Source organism: Novosphingobium sp., from assembly GCF_036820275.1.
Classification (GTDB): Bacteria; Pseudomonadota; Alphaproteobacteria; order Sphingomonadales; family Sphingomonadaceae; genus Novosphingobium.
Genome location: NZ_DAISLT010000009.1, coordinates 1 through 14,257 on the forward strand (window position 1 = coordinate 1; position 14,257 = coordinate 14,257).

Genomic DNA, 14,257 nt, shown 5'->3' on the forward strand with positions numbered 1-14,257 from the left:
AATCCAGAGCGGCGCAAACCGCCCCTGGATTGCTTCGCTACGCTCGCAATGACGAGGGTTGGTGGAGTGGAAGGCTCTAGGCAGGCAGCCTCAGCCGCCCGGAGAAACCCCGCGCGCGGCAAGCAGGTCCGCCACCTTGGGGAAGGCCTTGGCACGCATCGTGCCGTACATCGAAAGCCGCAGGATCTCGCGCGAATAGCGGCGCGACAGTTCTTTCCGCTCGCCCTCGTCGGCAGCATGGGCACGGGCGAGGATCGGCCAGAAGAATACACCGGCCAGGTTCATCACCGAATAGACTTCGAAGTCGATGCCCGGCTCGGCCAGATCGGTGCCGGCAAAGCGGCCCAGCGAGCCGCAATACTCGCGCCAGAACGGGTCCTGAGAAGGATCCGGAGAAGCCAGCACCTGCTGCAACCAGACCCGGCAGATGTCCGGATTTTCCATGGCGAAATCGGCCAGCCGCTCGGTCAGGGCAACGACATCGACATCCTCTACGCGGCGCTCACCCAGGGTTTCGGGATCACCGAAAACGGCGTGGAACAGTTTGTCGGAGACCCACTGGATGGTTGCCTCGATCAGCTTTTCGCGCGTTTCGAAATGCTGGTAGGCAGTGCCGCGATTGACGGCGGCGAGATGGGCGACGGCGGAAAGGCTGACGCCCTCCGGCCCGTCCTTGGCAAGCAGGTTGGCCGCCGCATCCAGAATGACGGCGCGCGTCGCGACCGGATCGCGCGTCCTGCGCCGTGTTTTCGCCTCCATGCTCGCCCCTTTGGTTTATCAAAGGGGGAGCATAGCGGCGAGCTTACTGATCGACAATGTTGATCAGTTCAGAGGAAGGCTTTCACCTGTTCGAGCACCATTTCGGCATGCTCTTTCCGGCAGATGAGCAGGTCCGGCATATAGACGTCCTCCCGATTGTACACCAGCGGGCTGCCGTCGATGCGCGAGACATGGAGGCCCCAGCCAAGGGCGACGGCGGCAGGGGCGCAGCTGTCCCACTCGTACTGGCCGCCGGAATGCAGGTAGATATCCGCCTCGCCGCGCAGGATCGCCATGGCCTTGGCTCCGGCCGAGCCCATCGGCACCAGTTCGGCACCGATGGCTTCGGCCACGCCGGTCGCTTCCCGGGCGGGACGCGTGCGGCTGACCACCATGCGCAGCTTTTCCGGCGCGGGCGGAAGCTCGCCCGGCTGGTCGGAGCGCAGGACCGCGCCCGCGCCCGGCAATGCCACGGCGCCCAGCACCGGCGCGCCGTCCACCGCCATGCCGACATGGACCGCCCAGTCCGCACGCTCCTCGCCATATTCGCGGGTGCCGTCGACCGGATCGACGATCCACACCCGCTCCTTGCTCAGGCGCTCGGCATTGTCCTTCTCCTCTTCGGAGAGCAGCCCATCCTCGGGCCGCTGCTCGCGAAGGGCGTGGCAGAGGAACTGGTTGGCGGTCTGGTCCCCCGCCTTGCCCAGCGCCTTGCCCGAGAACAGGCCGGAGGCCCGCACGTCGAGCAGGATTTTCCCCGCCACTTCGGCCAGATGCGCCGCGAGATCGCCATCGTTCAGGCTCATCAGGCGTCTCCCAGCAGCGTGTCGACGATGAGGTTGGCGGCCTCTTCCGGCGAGATCGCCGTGGTGTCGATGCGGATTTCCGGGTTGCGCGGCGCTTCGTAGGGGCTGTCGATCCCCGTGAAGTTCTTCAGCTCGCCCGAACGCGCCTTCTTGTAGAGACCCTTGACGTCGCGCGCTTCGGCCACCTTCAGCGGCGTGTCGATGAACACCTCGAAGAACTCGCCTTCCGGCAGCATCGTGCGCACCATCTCGCGGTCCGCCTGGAACGGCGAGATGAAGGCGGTGATCACGATCAGCCCCGCGTCGGTCATCAGCTTCGAGACTTCACCCACGCGGCGGATGTTCTCGATACGGTCGGCCTCGGTGAAGCCCAGGTCCTTGTTGAGCCCGTGGCGCACGTTGTCGCCATCGAGCAGGAAGGTGTGCCGGTTCATCCGGTGCAGCTTCTTCTCGACCAGGTTGGCGATGGTCGACTTGCCCGAGCCCGACAGGCCGGTGAACCACAGCACCGCCGGGCGCTGGTTCTTGAGGCCCGCGTGCTGCTTGCGGTCGATGTCCACGGCCTGCCAGTGCACGTTCTGCGAACGACGCAGCGAGAAGTGGATCATGCCCGCCGCCACCGTGGCGTTGGTCATCTTGTCGATCAGGATGAAGCCGCCAAGCGTGCGGTTGTCGGCATAGGCCTCGAACACGATCTGCTTGTCGGTGGTCAGTTCCGCCACGCCGATCGCGTTCAGTTCCAGCGTCTTGGCCGCCAGCTTCTCCATCGTGTTGACGTTGACTTCGTACTTCGGCTCCTGAACCGTCGCCGAAACCATCTGCGTGCCGATCTTCAGCCAATAGGCACGGCCGGGTACCATGGCCTCATCGGCCATCCACACGAAAGTCGCCTCGAATTGGTCGGCAGTCTGCGGCGGATTGTCGGCGACCGAGATCACCGAACCACGCGAGCAGTCGATCTCGTCCGCGAAGCAGACGGTGACCGACTGGCCGGCAACCGCTTCCTCAAGATCGCCGTCGTAGGTGACGACGCGGGTGATCGTGCTGGTCTTGCCCGAGGGCAGGACGCGGATCTTGTCCCCCGCCTTCACCGATCCGGTGGCGATCAGGCCCGAGAACCCACGGAAATCGAGGTTCGGACGGTTCACCCACTGCACCGGCAGACGCAGCGGCTTGTCGGCATCGACCGAGGAGAGGACCTCCACCGTTTCCAGATGCTCGACCAGCGGAATGCCCGCGTATTGCGGCGCCTTGTACCACGGGGTCTTGTCCGAAAGCGTGGTGATGTTGTCGCCCTTGAAGCCCGAGATGGGCATCGCGGTGAAGCTCTCGATCCCGATTGACTGCGCGAACTCGGTATAGTCCGCCACGATCTTGTCGAAGACCTCCTGGCTGTAATCCACCAGGTCCATCTTGTTGACGGCCAGGACGATGTTCTTGATGCCGATCAGGTGGCACAAGTACGAGTGGCGGCGCGTCTGCACCAGCACGCCCTTGCGCGCGTCGATCAGGATCACTGCAAGGTCGGCGGTGGAGGCGCCGGTCACCATGTTGCGGGTGTACTGTTCGTGGCCCGGGCAGTCGGCGACGATGAACTTGCGCTTCTCGGTGTTGAAGAAGCGATAGGCCACGTCGATGGTGATACCCTGCTCGCGCTCTGCGGCAAGACCGTCCACCAGCAGCGCGAAGTCGATTTCCTGACCCTGCGTGCCGACTTTCTTGGAGTCCGACTGGAGCGCGTCCAGCTGGTCCTCGAAGATCATCTTCGAATCGTACAGCAGGCGCCCGATCAGGGTGGACTTGCCGTCATCGACGCTGCCGCAGGTGATGAAGCGCAGCATCGTCTTGTGCTCGTGCTGGACGAGATAGGCGTCGATGTCGTCGGCGATCAGCTGGTCGGTGACGTAGACCGCTTCCTTGGTTTCGATATCGGCCATCAGAAGTACCCCTGCTGCTTCTTGACTTCCATGCCGGCACCGCCGGCGTCCTTGTCGATGGCGCGGCCCTGCCGCTCCGATGTGGTGGTGAGGAGCGTTTCCTGGATCACTTCGGGAAGCGTCTTCGCCTCGCTCTCCACCGCGCCGGTCAGCGGGTAGCAGCCCAGCGTGCGGAAGCGGATCGAGCGTTCCACGGGAACCTCGCCCGGCTGGAGCGGGAAGCGCTCATCGTCGACCATCAGCAGCATGCCGTCACGCTCCACGGTCGGGCGCTTTTCGGCGAAATAGAGCGGTACGATCGGAATGTCGTTCAGGTGGATGTATTGCCAGATGTCCAGCTCGGTCCAGTTGGAGATCGGGAAGACGCGGATCGATTCCCCGCGCGCCTTGCGTGCATTGTAGAGGTTCCACAGTTCCGGCCGCTGGTTCTTCGGGTCCCAGCCGTGCGAGGAGGTGCGGAACGAGAAGATGCGCTCCTTGGCACGGCTCTTTTCCTCGTCGCGGCGGGCGCCGCCGAAGGCCGCGTCGAAGCCGTACTTGTCGAGCGCCTGCTTCAGGCCTTCCGTCTTCCACATGTCGGTGTGGAGCGCGCCGTGGTCGAAGGGGTTGATGCCCTTCTCGATGGCTTCGGGGTTCTGGTAGACCAGCAGTTCCATGCCGCTCTCACGCGCCATCTTGTCGCGCAGGTCGTACATCGCCTTGAACTTCCAGGTCGTGTCGACGTGGAGCAGCGGGAACGGCGGCGGCGAGGGATAGAAGGCCTTGCGGGCGAGGTGCAGCATCACCGCGCTGTCCTTGCCGACCGAATAGAGCATCACCGGCTTTTCAGCCTCGGCGACGACTTCGCGGATGATATGGATGCTCTCGGCTTCGAGGCGCTCCAGGTGCGTGAGTGTCTTCATCGGGTCATCCTCTGCCTTGGGCGCGTGCCCGCTTGGCTCGGTTTGGAACTATCCCGATCCGAATCGCAGGGATGACATTTCCGCGAACCTCCCATATGGGAGGGCATGGCCCTCACGAGCAATGACGAGACCGATCTCCTGATCCCTCTCTTTCAGGGAAATGCCGAAAATCCGCGATTTTCGACATTTCTGGAAAGGTTGCGTCGTCGCACCCAAGCCGATTACGTCAGCCTGATCCTTCGCATGGGCGATGGCCAGCATGCCGCAATCGTCGAAAGCTACGCCGGAATCGACTTGCGCAAACGCGCCCGCGAGTCGGAAACGCAAGGGCCGTTCGACCTCGACCGCTATCTTTACGACGGACTGCGACCGGGGCGGGTCTATTCGATCGGGGAGATGATCGATCACGATCCGGTGGCGCGCGCGGATCGCAATCGTCGAATGGCGAAACTCGGGATCGGCGACGAGCGCGTGGTGCGGATTGCCGGCGGCGAGCGCTACAGCGCCTGGCTGATGATGGCCCGCACGCGCGAATGCACGGCGGCGGACAGCGCCCTGCTCTCCAGCCTGGCACCCTATGTCGCCATCGCGGTCGAAAACCTGGTCTCGATGGACCGCGAACGCATGGCGGCGCGGATCAATGCGACGGGGCTGGAACGCACCGGCAAAGGCTGGATGCTGCTGGACGCCGAAGCGCGCGTGCTCGCGGCCGATCCCGCGCTCTCGCACTTCTGGCATGAGCATTGCGACGCAGCCCTGCGCCCCGGCGAGCGCGTGCTGGGCCTCGACCTTGCGGCCGAGCGCAAGCTGGCGGCAACCACGGCGGAGATGGCGCAGGATCGCACATTGGCCGCGCGACCACTGCTACTGCGCGAAAAACCGCATGTCGAAGCGCTGCTAATGCCGGCCGAGAGTCCGGAACAGCAGGCCCTCGCCGCACCGGCAGTCTTGGCGCTCTGCACTCTTCCCCGCGCACATTCGGAGGCCGGTGCCGAGCGGCTGTCGGAAGTGTTCGACCTGCCGCGCCGTGAGGCCGAACTGGCGATGGCACTGGCGGAAGGCCACTCCATTGCCGAGGCGGCCGAACACATGGGACTGACGCTGGAGACGGCGCGGAACTATTCCAAGCGCCTCTACGCCAAGCTGGGCGTGCGAGGGCAGGCGGAACTCGTGAAGGTGGTCTACGAAAGCAGCGCGGTGATGGGGTAGCGTCTGTCGCACGCTGAGAGCCTACATCAGTGCCATGAAGCGGGTGCCAGCCCCTCCTTCTCCCCCCTCACCCCGTCATCCTGAACTTGTTTCAGGATCCATTGTGCCGCTGGCACAGAGTTTCGGATGGCCAGCCGCCATCTCGGCGTTCTTTTTGCGATTGCCGGGCCGGGCCGAGAAATAGATCCTGAAACAAGTTCAGGATGACGGGGAGTAAGTCAACGCGAGGGTGCAACAGTGAGGGCTGAAATCAATCGCTCAACCGGGCCTCCATCGCGGCGATCTCGGACCGCAGCCACATCGTCTCCGAGAGGTTCTTACCCCCCGAAGCCGCAAGCAGCGCCTCATGCGCCGCCTTGCGCACCGTGAGCACCGCCGCGTTGTCAGGCTCGGCACTCAACGCGATATCCGTCAGATGCACCGCCTCCAGCGGAGCCCCGGCATCCAGCTTCGCCTGCGCGCGTTCGGCCAGTTTCGACGCCCCGCCTGCCAGTTCGACAAGGTCGGCATCGACGCTGGAACGCGGCACACCGTAGAGCGCGGTGGTGCCGTCCTCATAATGCAGCCAGCCCGAATACTCGCGCCAGATCGACTTGACGGCCCAGGCTGCCTTGCCGTGGAATTCGCCGATCTCCAGCCCTTCCGGCCAGGCGAATTCGCGCATCAGCGTATGGACATCCTTGCCCGCGTTCATGCCTTCGAGCGTATAGTCGCGCACATGGCTGACCGCCGCGTGCATCTTGTCGAGATCGGCACGGATACGCTCGGCCCCGCGAATGGGCTCGCCATGACCGGTGACGACGATTTCCGCGCCCAGATCGCGGATCGTCTCCAGCGACTTCAGGTAGTTGCGCACCAGCCGCGGCTTATCGCCGCGCAAGGTATTGAGAAACGGCATCGACAGCCACACAGGCCCGAAGACGTTGCCGGTAAAGGCGATCTTCTCCTTGGGCATCCACACCGTCAGCGAGTCCACCGTCTCACCCTCCGGCGTGGAGAGCAGTTCGAACGTCCGCCCGCCAAGATCGATGGTCAGGCGGCGATCGACCAGAATGTCCGGAACCACGTTCGGCGCCGGTTTCGGCGTGCCGCCGCGCTTGAGCGTCGATCCCCAGAGCTTGCCGCTCCTCGGCCCGAAGAAGGGCTGAAGGCGCATCATATCCGAAAGCGCCTCATTGAAGCCGGGGCCGCCGACGATCTGCGTACCCTCCTCCAGAAACTCCGGCACGCCGCCGAAATGATCGGCATGACTCTGGGTAAGGATGATGAAGGCCAGCGACCCCGTGCGCGGCGGGGTCAACAGGCGCTTGGTGCGCTCGGCATTGTCCATGAAGCCGGTGTTGATCATGACGTCGCCCTCGGCCGTCGTCACGAGGTAGGCGTTCGAGATATCGTTCGCCTGAAACAAGAAATCGGTGATCGCGATGGCCTCGGCCTGCTCGTCGCCCGAGCGAACGAGACCTGCCAGCTTCGGTCCGGCGTCCTTCACAGTGTCAGCACTTGGCATCTCAAGCCTCCTCGATGCCGATCATGACTTTGGCGGACTGCGGCGAGGCGGCGATTTCCAGGCCCTTCATGATCTCGCTGAACGGCAGCTTGTGGCTGATCATCGGCGCGATCTTGTCCTTCAGGCGGGGCATGGCAGCCACCACTTCGGGCATTTCGGTCGGATAGCCGACCGCCGTGGTGATCGTCATCTCGCTGGTCAGCATCCGACCCACCGGGAACTCGATGGGGCGCATGTAGGCGGCAGTGATGACAAGCTTGGCATGAAGCTTGGCCATCATGATGACGTCGGTGAGGATGTTCGGCGCGCCTGCTGCGTCGATGAACGCATCGGTGCCCACGCCCACGCGGCCATAGCTCGGCACTTCGCCGTGGAGCTTCGCCAGTTCCGCGCGCAGATCGATTTTGGTGGGGTCGAGCGCGGCCTGCACGCCCAATGCCCGCGCGCGTTCCAGCCGCTCTTCCGAAAGGTCCAGCGCGACAACATCGGTCACTCCGCGATCGATCAGCCAGAGCAGCATGCCAAGGCCAATCGGTCCGCAGCCGAACACCACGACCTTGTCGCCCGGCTTCACATCGGCGCGATTGACGCCGTGCATGGCGACGGCCAGCGGCTCGCACATCGCGGCAACGTCGAAGGAGATTCCCTCGGGAATCGGCAGTATGGAATCGCCCAGCCGCGCCTCTCGCACCAGCAGTTCCTGCGTGAACGCGCCTTCCGGCCCGCCCGAGCCGATGTTGCTGGGCGTCATCATCGGATTGACGATCACCGCATCGCCCACGGAAATGCCGGAAACTTCGGCGCCCACTTCCATCACCTCGCCCGCGCCTTCATGGCCGAGCGCGGTCTCCACGCCCGGCGGAATGCCGCCCATCTTGATGTAGGACAAGTCCGATCCGCAGATGCCGACCGACTTCATCCTGACCACCACATCCTTCGGCCCCGCCACCGGACGTTCGTAAGCATCGACGCGGACATCACCTTGCCCATGGATCTTGAGCAGTTCCATCGCTTCTCTCCCTTCGCGCCGCTTACGGGCGGACCATGTAGCCGCCGTCGATGGTGACCGTCTCGCCGGTCATGAACGAACTGGCGTCGGAACACAGATAGGCGCCGATGCCTTCGAAGTCGGCAGGATAGCCGGTGCGCTTCATCGGGATCGTCGGGGCGAAGTGCGCAGCGACGGCATCGGCGCGGGCGCCCTCACCCATCATCGGCGTCATGATCAGTCCCGGCGCGACCACGTTGGCGCGGATGCCCAGCGGCGCCAGCTCGATGGCAAGGCAACGGATCGCCGCAGCGACCGCCGCCTTCGATGCCGCATATTCCATCTTGCCCGGCAGTCCCTGGAACAGCGAGAGCGAGCCGCAGGCGACGAGGCTGCCGCCGCTTTCGTCACCCGCCTCGACCCGCGCCTTCATCAGTCGCGCACCTTCGCGCAGGGTGAAGAACGCTCCGTCCAGTGCGGTCTTCTGGAATTCGTACCAATGCTCGGTCGGCATCTCGAACGCCGAGTTGTAGCGCGGCGAAGCGCCGGAATTTGCGAACACGCAGTCCACCCGGCCGAAATCGGCGATTACCTGCTCAAAACCGGCCTTGATGTTCGCTTCTTCCGAAACGTCCACCTTATAGGCGATCACCTTGCCTGCACCGGCCGCTTCCAGTTCGGCCTTGGCCTTGGCGCTCTTCTCGGCATTGCGGGCCCAGATCGCGACGTCGCCCCCCATCTTGGCGACGCCCATGGCAAAGCCGAAACCGATGCCGCCATTGCCGCCGGTCACCACCGTCACCTTGCCCGTGCAGTCGAAAAGGCCCCTGGCCATCATTCTCTCCTCGATCCCATATGCGGCGCTGACCTGCCCGCTTTCGTTGGCGCGATGTTTCCCGAGACCCGCCTTGTCCCGCAAGCGCGGGGGGCATAGAAATCAGGCCTTATCCAAGCGTCAGGGACACGAATTCGGGCCATAGACCCGAGAAGGACCTGAAGCGTTCGGGAGAACGAGAGATGCCTGCCAGCACGGCCACCCCGCTGCCCTCGATGATCGTGGACGCCGCCCTGTCCGCGCCCGGAATCCATGCCGAAATCGTGCGCTTCGACATTCCCGAGCCCACCGATAACCGCCACGCCGTGGGCCAGGGCTATCACGTCAACATGTGCCTCACCCCGCGCCCGCTGCAATCGCGCGGCGGTTATCGTGAGCGCTGGGGACCGCATCGGTTCGAGCGACTGGGCGACGTCTTCGCGATTCCCCCCGGCGAATCGCTCTATATCCGGGGCGGCAGCGGGCGGCAGGCATCGCTGGTCTGCACGATCGACGCGGCGCTGGTGCACGAACTGCTAGGGCGCGACCTGCCGTGGGACGATTCGCACCTTGCCGCGGCGCTGGACATCGGCAGCGCCCAGGTCCGCGCCCTGCTGTTCCGCATTACCGCCGAAGTGCGCCACCCCGGCCTCGCCTCGCAGCGGATGCTAGAACTGCTGGGCGGCGAACTGGCCATCGAGCTTGGCCGTTACGGCCTGGAAGTTTCCGAGAGGCCGATGACCGGCGGCCTGTCCGGCTGGCGCCTGCGCCTGATCGAGGAACGCCTTGCAGGAGACCTGAACGCGCCCCCGCTCAAGGAACTGGCGGACTTATGCGGGCTGTCGGTGCGCCAATTGACACGCGGATTTCGCGTCAGCCGGGCCTGTTCGATCGGCGACTATATCGAACAGCGCCGCATGGAAGCCGCCAAGCGCCTGTTGATGGAGGGAGAGAGCGTGAAGACCATCGCCTTTTCGATGGGCTTCGCCTCGCCATCCAGCTTCACCTTCGCGTTCCGCCGCGCGGTCGGCGCCAGCCCCAGCACCTTCCGCCAGCGGCAAGGCCGGGCGTTGGCTGCAATGCCCTCCGCTGCCGCGTGAGGTCTCTGCGGGTCTTGGCCCGGATTCGATATAACGACCCGATCTGACGCGTCTGCCGCATTGCCAATCGGCCCTGCGCGCAGGCTATCTCGTATGCATGAGGCCGCCACAACGGCCCGCAACGAGACACGGGAAAGAGGATCACGCAATGGCCGAGCAACTCACGGCAGACAAGCTCGTCGGCGACGCTCTCGTCGAACAGGCGATGAAGGACACCGGCATCCAGTCCTTCGACAACGACACCTGGCGCGAGGGCTTCGACGTCTTCGTGAACGACTTCAACGCCGGGATCGCGCGCGGCCAATATACCGAAGGCGGCATCGCCCGCGCCACGGCGGACACGCTGCACTATCTGCGCGGCCGCCTGAAGATTTCGGACTATCTGCGCCAGAATCCGGAGCTGCTCACCCGTCCGGTCGAGCGGCCCGTCTTCGTGATGGGCGTGCCGCGCACCGGCACCACGCTGCTGTCAAACCTGCTCGCCGCCGACCCGGCGCGCCGCTCGCCGCTGACCTGGGAAATCGACGATCCGGTGCCGCCGGTCGCCTCGAAAGACCTGCTCACCATCGACCCGCGTGCGCAGGCCCGTCTGGCGCAGGAAAAGGCGATGCTCGAAGCCAATCCGGCCATGGGCAAGTACTATCGCGGATCGGCCGTCTACCCCAACGAATGCGTGTTCTTCATGGCGCACGACTTCAAGACGCTGATGATCGATTCCAAGGGCAAGCTGCCGGAATACAAGGAGTTCATCTTCTCCTGCGACATGACCAGCGCCTACGAGTACCACAAGAAGTTCCTCCAGGTGCTCCAGCAGAATGCCGGCGGCGTCTGGAACGTGAAGAAGCCCAGCCACGCGCTGTGGCTGGAAACGATCTTCAAGGTCTATCCCGATGCCCGCGTGCTCTGGGCTCACCGCGATCCCTTCACCGCGACCGGCTCGCTCTGCTCGATCATCTCGCTCAGCCACATGGCGCACATGGGCAAGCCGGACACCGCATGGCTCAAGGAAAACTACACCTGGCAGGCGGCCGAGCACGCCAACCGCATCATGGATTTCCGCGACAAGCACGGCGAGGACAAGGTCATCGACGTCCACTACGCGGACATGACCGCCGATCCGATCGGCACGATGAAGAAGGTCTACCAGCAGCTGGGCGACGAATGGACCGCCGAGGCCGAAGCTGGAATCCAGAAGTGGGTGGACGACAACCCGCAGGACAAGTTCGGCAAGCACGAATACAAGCTGGCCCAGTACGGCATCGAGAAGGCAGAGCTTGAGCCGCTCTTCGAACGCTACCTGTCGCGCTACGACGTGGCCCGCGAAGGCTGAGGAGAGGCTGATGCTCGAAGGCCGCCACTACCAGAACGCCTACGTCTGCGACAATCTGGAAGCCGGGATCGATCTGTTCCGCGGGCGCGGGCTGACCCGCGAACCGATGATCATCCCGGTGGATCAGCAGGTTCTCACCCCGCAGGGTCTTAAGCGCCAGAAGGGCCGGATCTGCTTCATCTGGATCGGCGAACTCCAGATCGAACTGATCGAGAACGAGATCGACGAAGTGGGAATCTACGCGAACTGCCTGTCCAATGACGGACCGCTGCGCTTCCACCACATCTGCTTCGGCGTCGACGACTGGGCGGACTTCCGCAGGCGCGTGGACGTGCAGGAGTTTCCGCTGGCCATGGAGCGGCCGGAAGGAGATGATCCTGGCGCGTTGAAGTTCCTCTACCTCGATGCGCGCAAGACCTTCGGGCACTACATCGAATATACCTGGATGCCTGACGCGATGTGGCAGCGGATCAAGGCTATGTAAGGGAAGGGAGAAGCAGGGGCCATCGCCCCTGCACCCCGGAACGGTATGCGTTGCGTTTGCAATCCGCGTTCCGCGCTCATTTCAAGTTGTCCGCTGTGAAAGGCTTAAGCCGGTTCCAGCGCCACCTCGCCGTAAAGCGTCGTCCGCTGTTTCAGCGTACGCCCGACGCTTTCCGCCGCCGTGCGCAGTTCCGCGATCGTCACGCCCTGCCCATGCGCCGCGCCTGCTGCCCGGCTGATGCTCTCATCCATCAGCACGCCGCCCAGATCGTTGGCACCGGCCGCCAGCACGGCAGCGGCGCCGTCCATGCCCAGCTTCACCCAGGAGCACTGGATCGAATTAATCGACCCGTTCAGCGCCAGACGCGCCACCGCGTGCATCATCACCGCCTCACGCCAGGTCGGCCCCTTGCGGCACTCCCCACGCCGATAGAACGGGGCCTCCATATGGACCAGCGGCAGCGGCACGAACTCCGTGATCCCGCCGGTGTCGAGCTGGAGATTGCGCAGCGCCAGCAAGTGTCGCGCCCAATGCTCGATGCCCTCAAGGTGGCCGAACATCACCGTGGAAGTCGTCGGCAAGCCCACGCGATGCGCGGTGCCGACGACATCGAGCCATTCCTGCGTCGTCAGCTTGTCCGGGCAGATCTGCTGGCGAATGTCGTCGCAGAGGATTTCCGCCGCCGTGCCGGGCAGCGATCCCAACCCCGCTTCCTTCAGCATCGCCAGATAATCGCGCACCGGCATGCCTAGCGTGCGGGCACCCTGGCTGACTTCCAGCGGCGAGAAAGCGTGGACATGCAGGCCCGGGCACGCCGACTTCACCTCGCGCAGGATCGAAAGGTAGGTCTCGCCCGTATAGCTCGGGTGTATGCCGCCTTGCAGGCAGACTTCGGTAGCCCCCCGCGCCACCGCCTCTCGGGCACGCCCGGCGACTTCCGACAGCTCCAGATTGTAGGGCTTATCGCGGAAACCCGCCTTGCTGCTGGTCTTTGAGAAGGCGCAGAACGAGCAGGTATGGGTGCAGATATTGGTGTAGTTGATGTTGCGATTGACCACATAAGTCACGGTATCACCGCTAACTTCCGCCCGCAGCGCATCCGCCGCCTCCACCACCGCCTGCGCCGCCGCGCCGCGCGTAGCGAACAGGGCGACGATCTCATCCTCACCCAGGGTCACGCCGCTCGCAGCACGGTCGAGAATCCGGTGGAGCGAGGCGGCCACAGGCCCTTCTTCCCGCCGCCCGAGCGGCGCATGGACGCTGCCCGGTGCTGCATCGGCCACACCGGGGCTCCACAGACTGTCGCGCGCCAGTCCCTCGGCATCGGCATGGCGCAGCACCGCCGGACGGATCGCCGGATCGAGCCATGAGCGGTCCTCGCCCGTGACGAAGCGCGGATAGACGGTCAGCCGCTCGACCAGCGACAGGCCCTTGGCCGCGCAGATCCCGCGCAGACGCTCCACTTCCGGCCAGGGCGCTTCCGGGTTCACGTGATCGCGCGTCACCGGAGAAATGCCGCCCCAATCGTCGATCCCGGCGTCGATCAACTCCGCCAGACGCTCATCATTCAGATTGGGCGGCGCCTGAACGGAGACCTCATCGGGCAACAGAATGCGCGCGGCGGCCACCACACGCAGGAAATCCGCCTCGCTCGCCTCGGGCGCCTTGGCCATCTTCGTGCCCGGCTTGGGGCAGAAGTTCTGGACGATCACTTCCTGCAAGTGGCCATGCTCAAGGTGCAGATCACGCAGGGCGAGTAAAGCCTCGATCCGCTCGTCCGCCGTCTCGCCGATGCCGATCAGCACTCCGCTCGTCACCGGCACCCGCGCCCGACCCGCTGCGGCCAGCGACGCAAGCCGTAAAGCCGGGTCCTTGTCGGGAGAACCGTGGTGGCACATGCCCTTTTCCAGCAGGCGCTCAGACGTGCTTTCCAGCATCAGCCCGGCCGAAGCCGCGACCGGGCGGAGCATCCGGTAATCGTCCTCATCCAGCACACCGGCATTGACGTGCGGCAGCAGGCCGGTTTCCTTCAGCACCAGTTCGGCGCAGTGGCGGACGTAATCGATCGTGCGCGTGAAGCCGCGCTCCGCCAGCCATTCGCGCGCCACGGCGTAGCGGCGCTCCGGCGCGTCCCCCAGCGTGAACAGCGCCTCGCGGCAACCCGCAGCGGCCCCGGCGCGGGCGATCTCCAGCACGTCCTCAGGCGCGAGGTAAGGCGCTTCGAGCCGCGAGGGCGTGGTGGCGAACGTGCAGTAATGGCAAACGTCGGTGCAGAGCCGCGTCAGCGGAATAAAGACTTTGGGCGAATAGGTCATCCGCGCCGGGCCGTTCGCGTCACGTCTGGCCCTTGCGCGGGCGGTGACCTCCTCCAACGGAGCGGCCAGCAGCCATGCCTTCAGCGTGCGGCGATCATCCTGCATC

11 protein-coding genes and 1 pseudogene are annotated in these 14,257 nt (G+C 64.7%); 4 read left to right on the plus strand and 8 right to left on the minus strand.

From position 1 onward, the window contains the following. Window positions 1-90: 90 nt before the first annotated feature. The 4 genes and pseudogenes from V7066_RS09145 to cysD all read right to left on the minus strand — a co-directional run. A complete protein-coding gene (locus tag V7066_RS09145) occupies window positions 91-759 on the minus strand; it encodes a TetR/AcrR family transcriptional regulator (RefSeq protein ID WP_334182746.1) in 669 nt (222 codons plus the stop codon). A 68-nt stretch (window positions 760-827) separates the two neighbouring features. Beyond that, a complete protein-coding gene (locus V7066_RS09150) occupies window positions 828-1,565 on the minus strand; it encodes a 3'(2'),5'-bisphosphate nucleotidase CysQ (protein WP_334182747.1) in 738 nt (245 codons plus the stop codon). Beyond that, window positions 1,565-3,502, minus strand: a complete 1,938-nt coding sequence (gene cysN / locus V7066_RS09155) for a sulfate adenylyltransferase subunit CysN (protein ID WP_334182748.1) — start codon at window positions 3,500-3,502, stop codon at window positions 1,565-1,567. Before cysN ends, V7066_RS09150 begins: the two co-directional genes overlap by 1 nt. Then, window positions 3,502-4,410 (minus strand): annotated as a pseudogene (gene cysD / locus V7066_RS09160) (sulfate adenylyltransferase subunit CysD); the annotation flags it as partial. The pseudogene cysD and the gene cysN, both read right to left, overlap by 1 nt. Before the next feature lie 192 nt (window positions 4,411-4,602). Here cysD and V7066_RS09165 point away from each other — a divergent pair. Next, window positions 4,603-5,613 carry a helix-turn-helix transcriptional regulator gene (locus V7066_RS09165; protein ID WP_334182749.1) on the plus strand — a complete coding sequence of 337 codons (1,011 nt, stop codon included), beginning with the start codon at window positions 4,603-4,605 and terminating at the stop codon, window positions 5,611-5,613. A gap of 250 nt (window positions 5,614-5,863) precedes the next feature. Here V7066_RS09165 and V7066_RS09170 read toward each other — a convergent pair whose 3' ends face one another. Genes V7066_RS09170 through V7066_RS09180 form a run of 3 tightly spaced genes read right to left on the minus strand, consistent with a single transcriptional unit; the run spans window position 5,864 to window position 8,943 of the window. Next, a complete protein-coding gene (locus V7066_RS09170; protein ID WP_334182750.1) occupies window positions 5,864-7,120 on the minus strand; it encodes an MBL fold metallo-hydrolase in 1,257 nt (418 codons plus the stop codon). Window position 7,121: 1 nt separating this feature from the next. After that, window positions 7,122-8,129, minus strand: a complete 1,008-nt coding sequence (locus tag V7066_RS09175; RefSeq protein WP_334182751.1) for a zinc-dependent alcohol dehydrogenase — start codon at window positions 8,127-8,129, stop codon at window positions 7,122-7,124. 22 nt (window positions 8,130-8,151) lie between these two features. After that, complete coding sequence (locus tag V7066_RS09180) at window positions 8,152-8,943, minus strand: SDR family NAD(P)-dependent oxidoreductase (RefSeq protein WP_334182752.1); 792 nt, start codon at window positions 8,941-8,943, stop codon at window positions 8,152-8,154. A gap of 182 nt (window positions 8,944-9,125) precedes the next feature. Here V7066_RS09180 and V7066_RS09185 point away from each other — a divergent pair, with 182 nt between their 5' ends. The 3 genes from V7066_RS09185 (at window position 9,126) to V7066_RS09195 (ending at window position 11,836) form a co-directional block, all read left to right on the plus strand. Further along, window positions 9,126-10,022, plus strand: coding sequence for a helix-turn-helix transcriptional regulator (locus tag V7066_RS09185; RefSeq protein ID WP_334182753.1), 897 nt, complete (start codon window positions 9,126-9,128; stop codon window positions 10,020-10,022). A 148-nt stretch (window positions 10,023-10,170) separates the two neighbouring features. Further along, window positions 10,171-11,352 (plus strand): sulfotransferase family protein, encoded by a 1,182-nt coding sequence (locus V7066_RS09190; RefSeq protein ID WP_334182754.1) that lies wholly within the window; start codon window positions 10,171-10,173, stop codon window positions 11,350-11,352. Window positions 11,353-11,362: 10 nt separating this feature from the next. Then, entirely contained in the window at window positions 11,363-11,836 is a 474-nt protein-coding gene (locus tag V7066_RS09195) for a hypothetical protein (RefSeq protein ID WP_334182755.1), read from the plus strand. A gap of 104 nt (window positions 11,837-11,940) precedes the next feature. Here V7066_RS09195 and cofH read toward each other — a convergent pair whose 3' ends face one another. Further along, entirely contained in the window at window positions 11,941-14,256 is a 2,316-nt protein-coding gene (gene cofH, locus V7066_RS09200) for a 5-amino-6-(D-ribitylamino)uracil--L-tyrosine 4-hydroxyphenyl transferase CofH (protein ID WP_334182756.1), read from the minus strand. Window position 14,257 lies beyond the last annotated feature (1 nt).

Excerpts from the sequence above, each read along its gene's own strand:
- V7066_RS09170 (WP_334182750.1), bottom strand. The coding sequence starts at position 7,120 with ATGCCAAGTGCTGACACTGTGAAGGACGCCGGACCGAAGCTGGCAGGT.
- V7066_RS09150 (WP_334182747.1), bottom strand. The coding sequence starts at position 1,565 with ATGAGCCTGAACGATGGCGATCTCGCGGCGCATCTGGCCGAAGTGGCG.
- cofH (WP_334182756.1), bottom strand. The coding sequence starts at position 14,256 with ATGCAGGATGATCGCCGCACGCTGAAGGCATGGCTGCTGGCCGCTCCG.
- V7066_RS09175 (WP_334182751.1), bottom strand. The coding sequence starts at position 8,129 with ATGGAACTGCTCAAGATCCATGGGCAAGGTGATGTCCGCGTCGATGCT.
- V7066_RS09195 (WP_334182755.1), top strand. The coding sequence starts at position 11,363 with ATGCTCGAAGGCCGCCACTACCAGAACGCCTACGTCTGCGACAATCTG.
- V7066_RS09180 (WP_334182752.1), bottom strand. The coding sequence starts at position 8,943 with ATGGCCAGGGGCCTTTTCGACTGCACGGGCAAGGTGACGGTGGTGACC.
- cysN (WP_334182748.1), bottom strand. The coding sequence starts at position 3,502 with ATGGCCGATATCGAAACCAAGGAAGCGGTCTACGTCACCGACCAGCTG.
- V7066_RS09190 (WP_334182754.1), top strand. The coding sequence starts at position 10,171 with ATGGCCGAGCAACTCACGGCAGACAAGCTCGTCGGCGACGCTCTCGTC.
- V7066_RS09185 (WP_334182753.1), top strand. The coding sequence starts at position 9,126 with ATGCCTGCCAGCACGGCCACCCCGCTGCCCTCGATGATCGTGGACGCC.
- V7066_RS09145 (WP_334182746.1), bottom strand. The coding sequence starts at position 759 with ATGGAGGCGAAAACACGGCGCAGGACGCGCGATCCGGTCGCGACGCGC.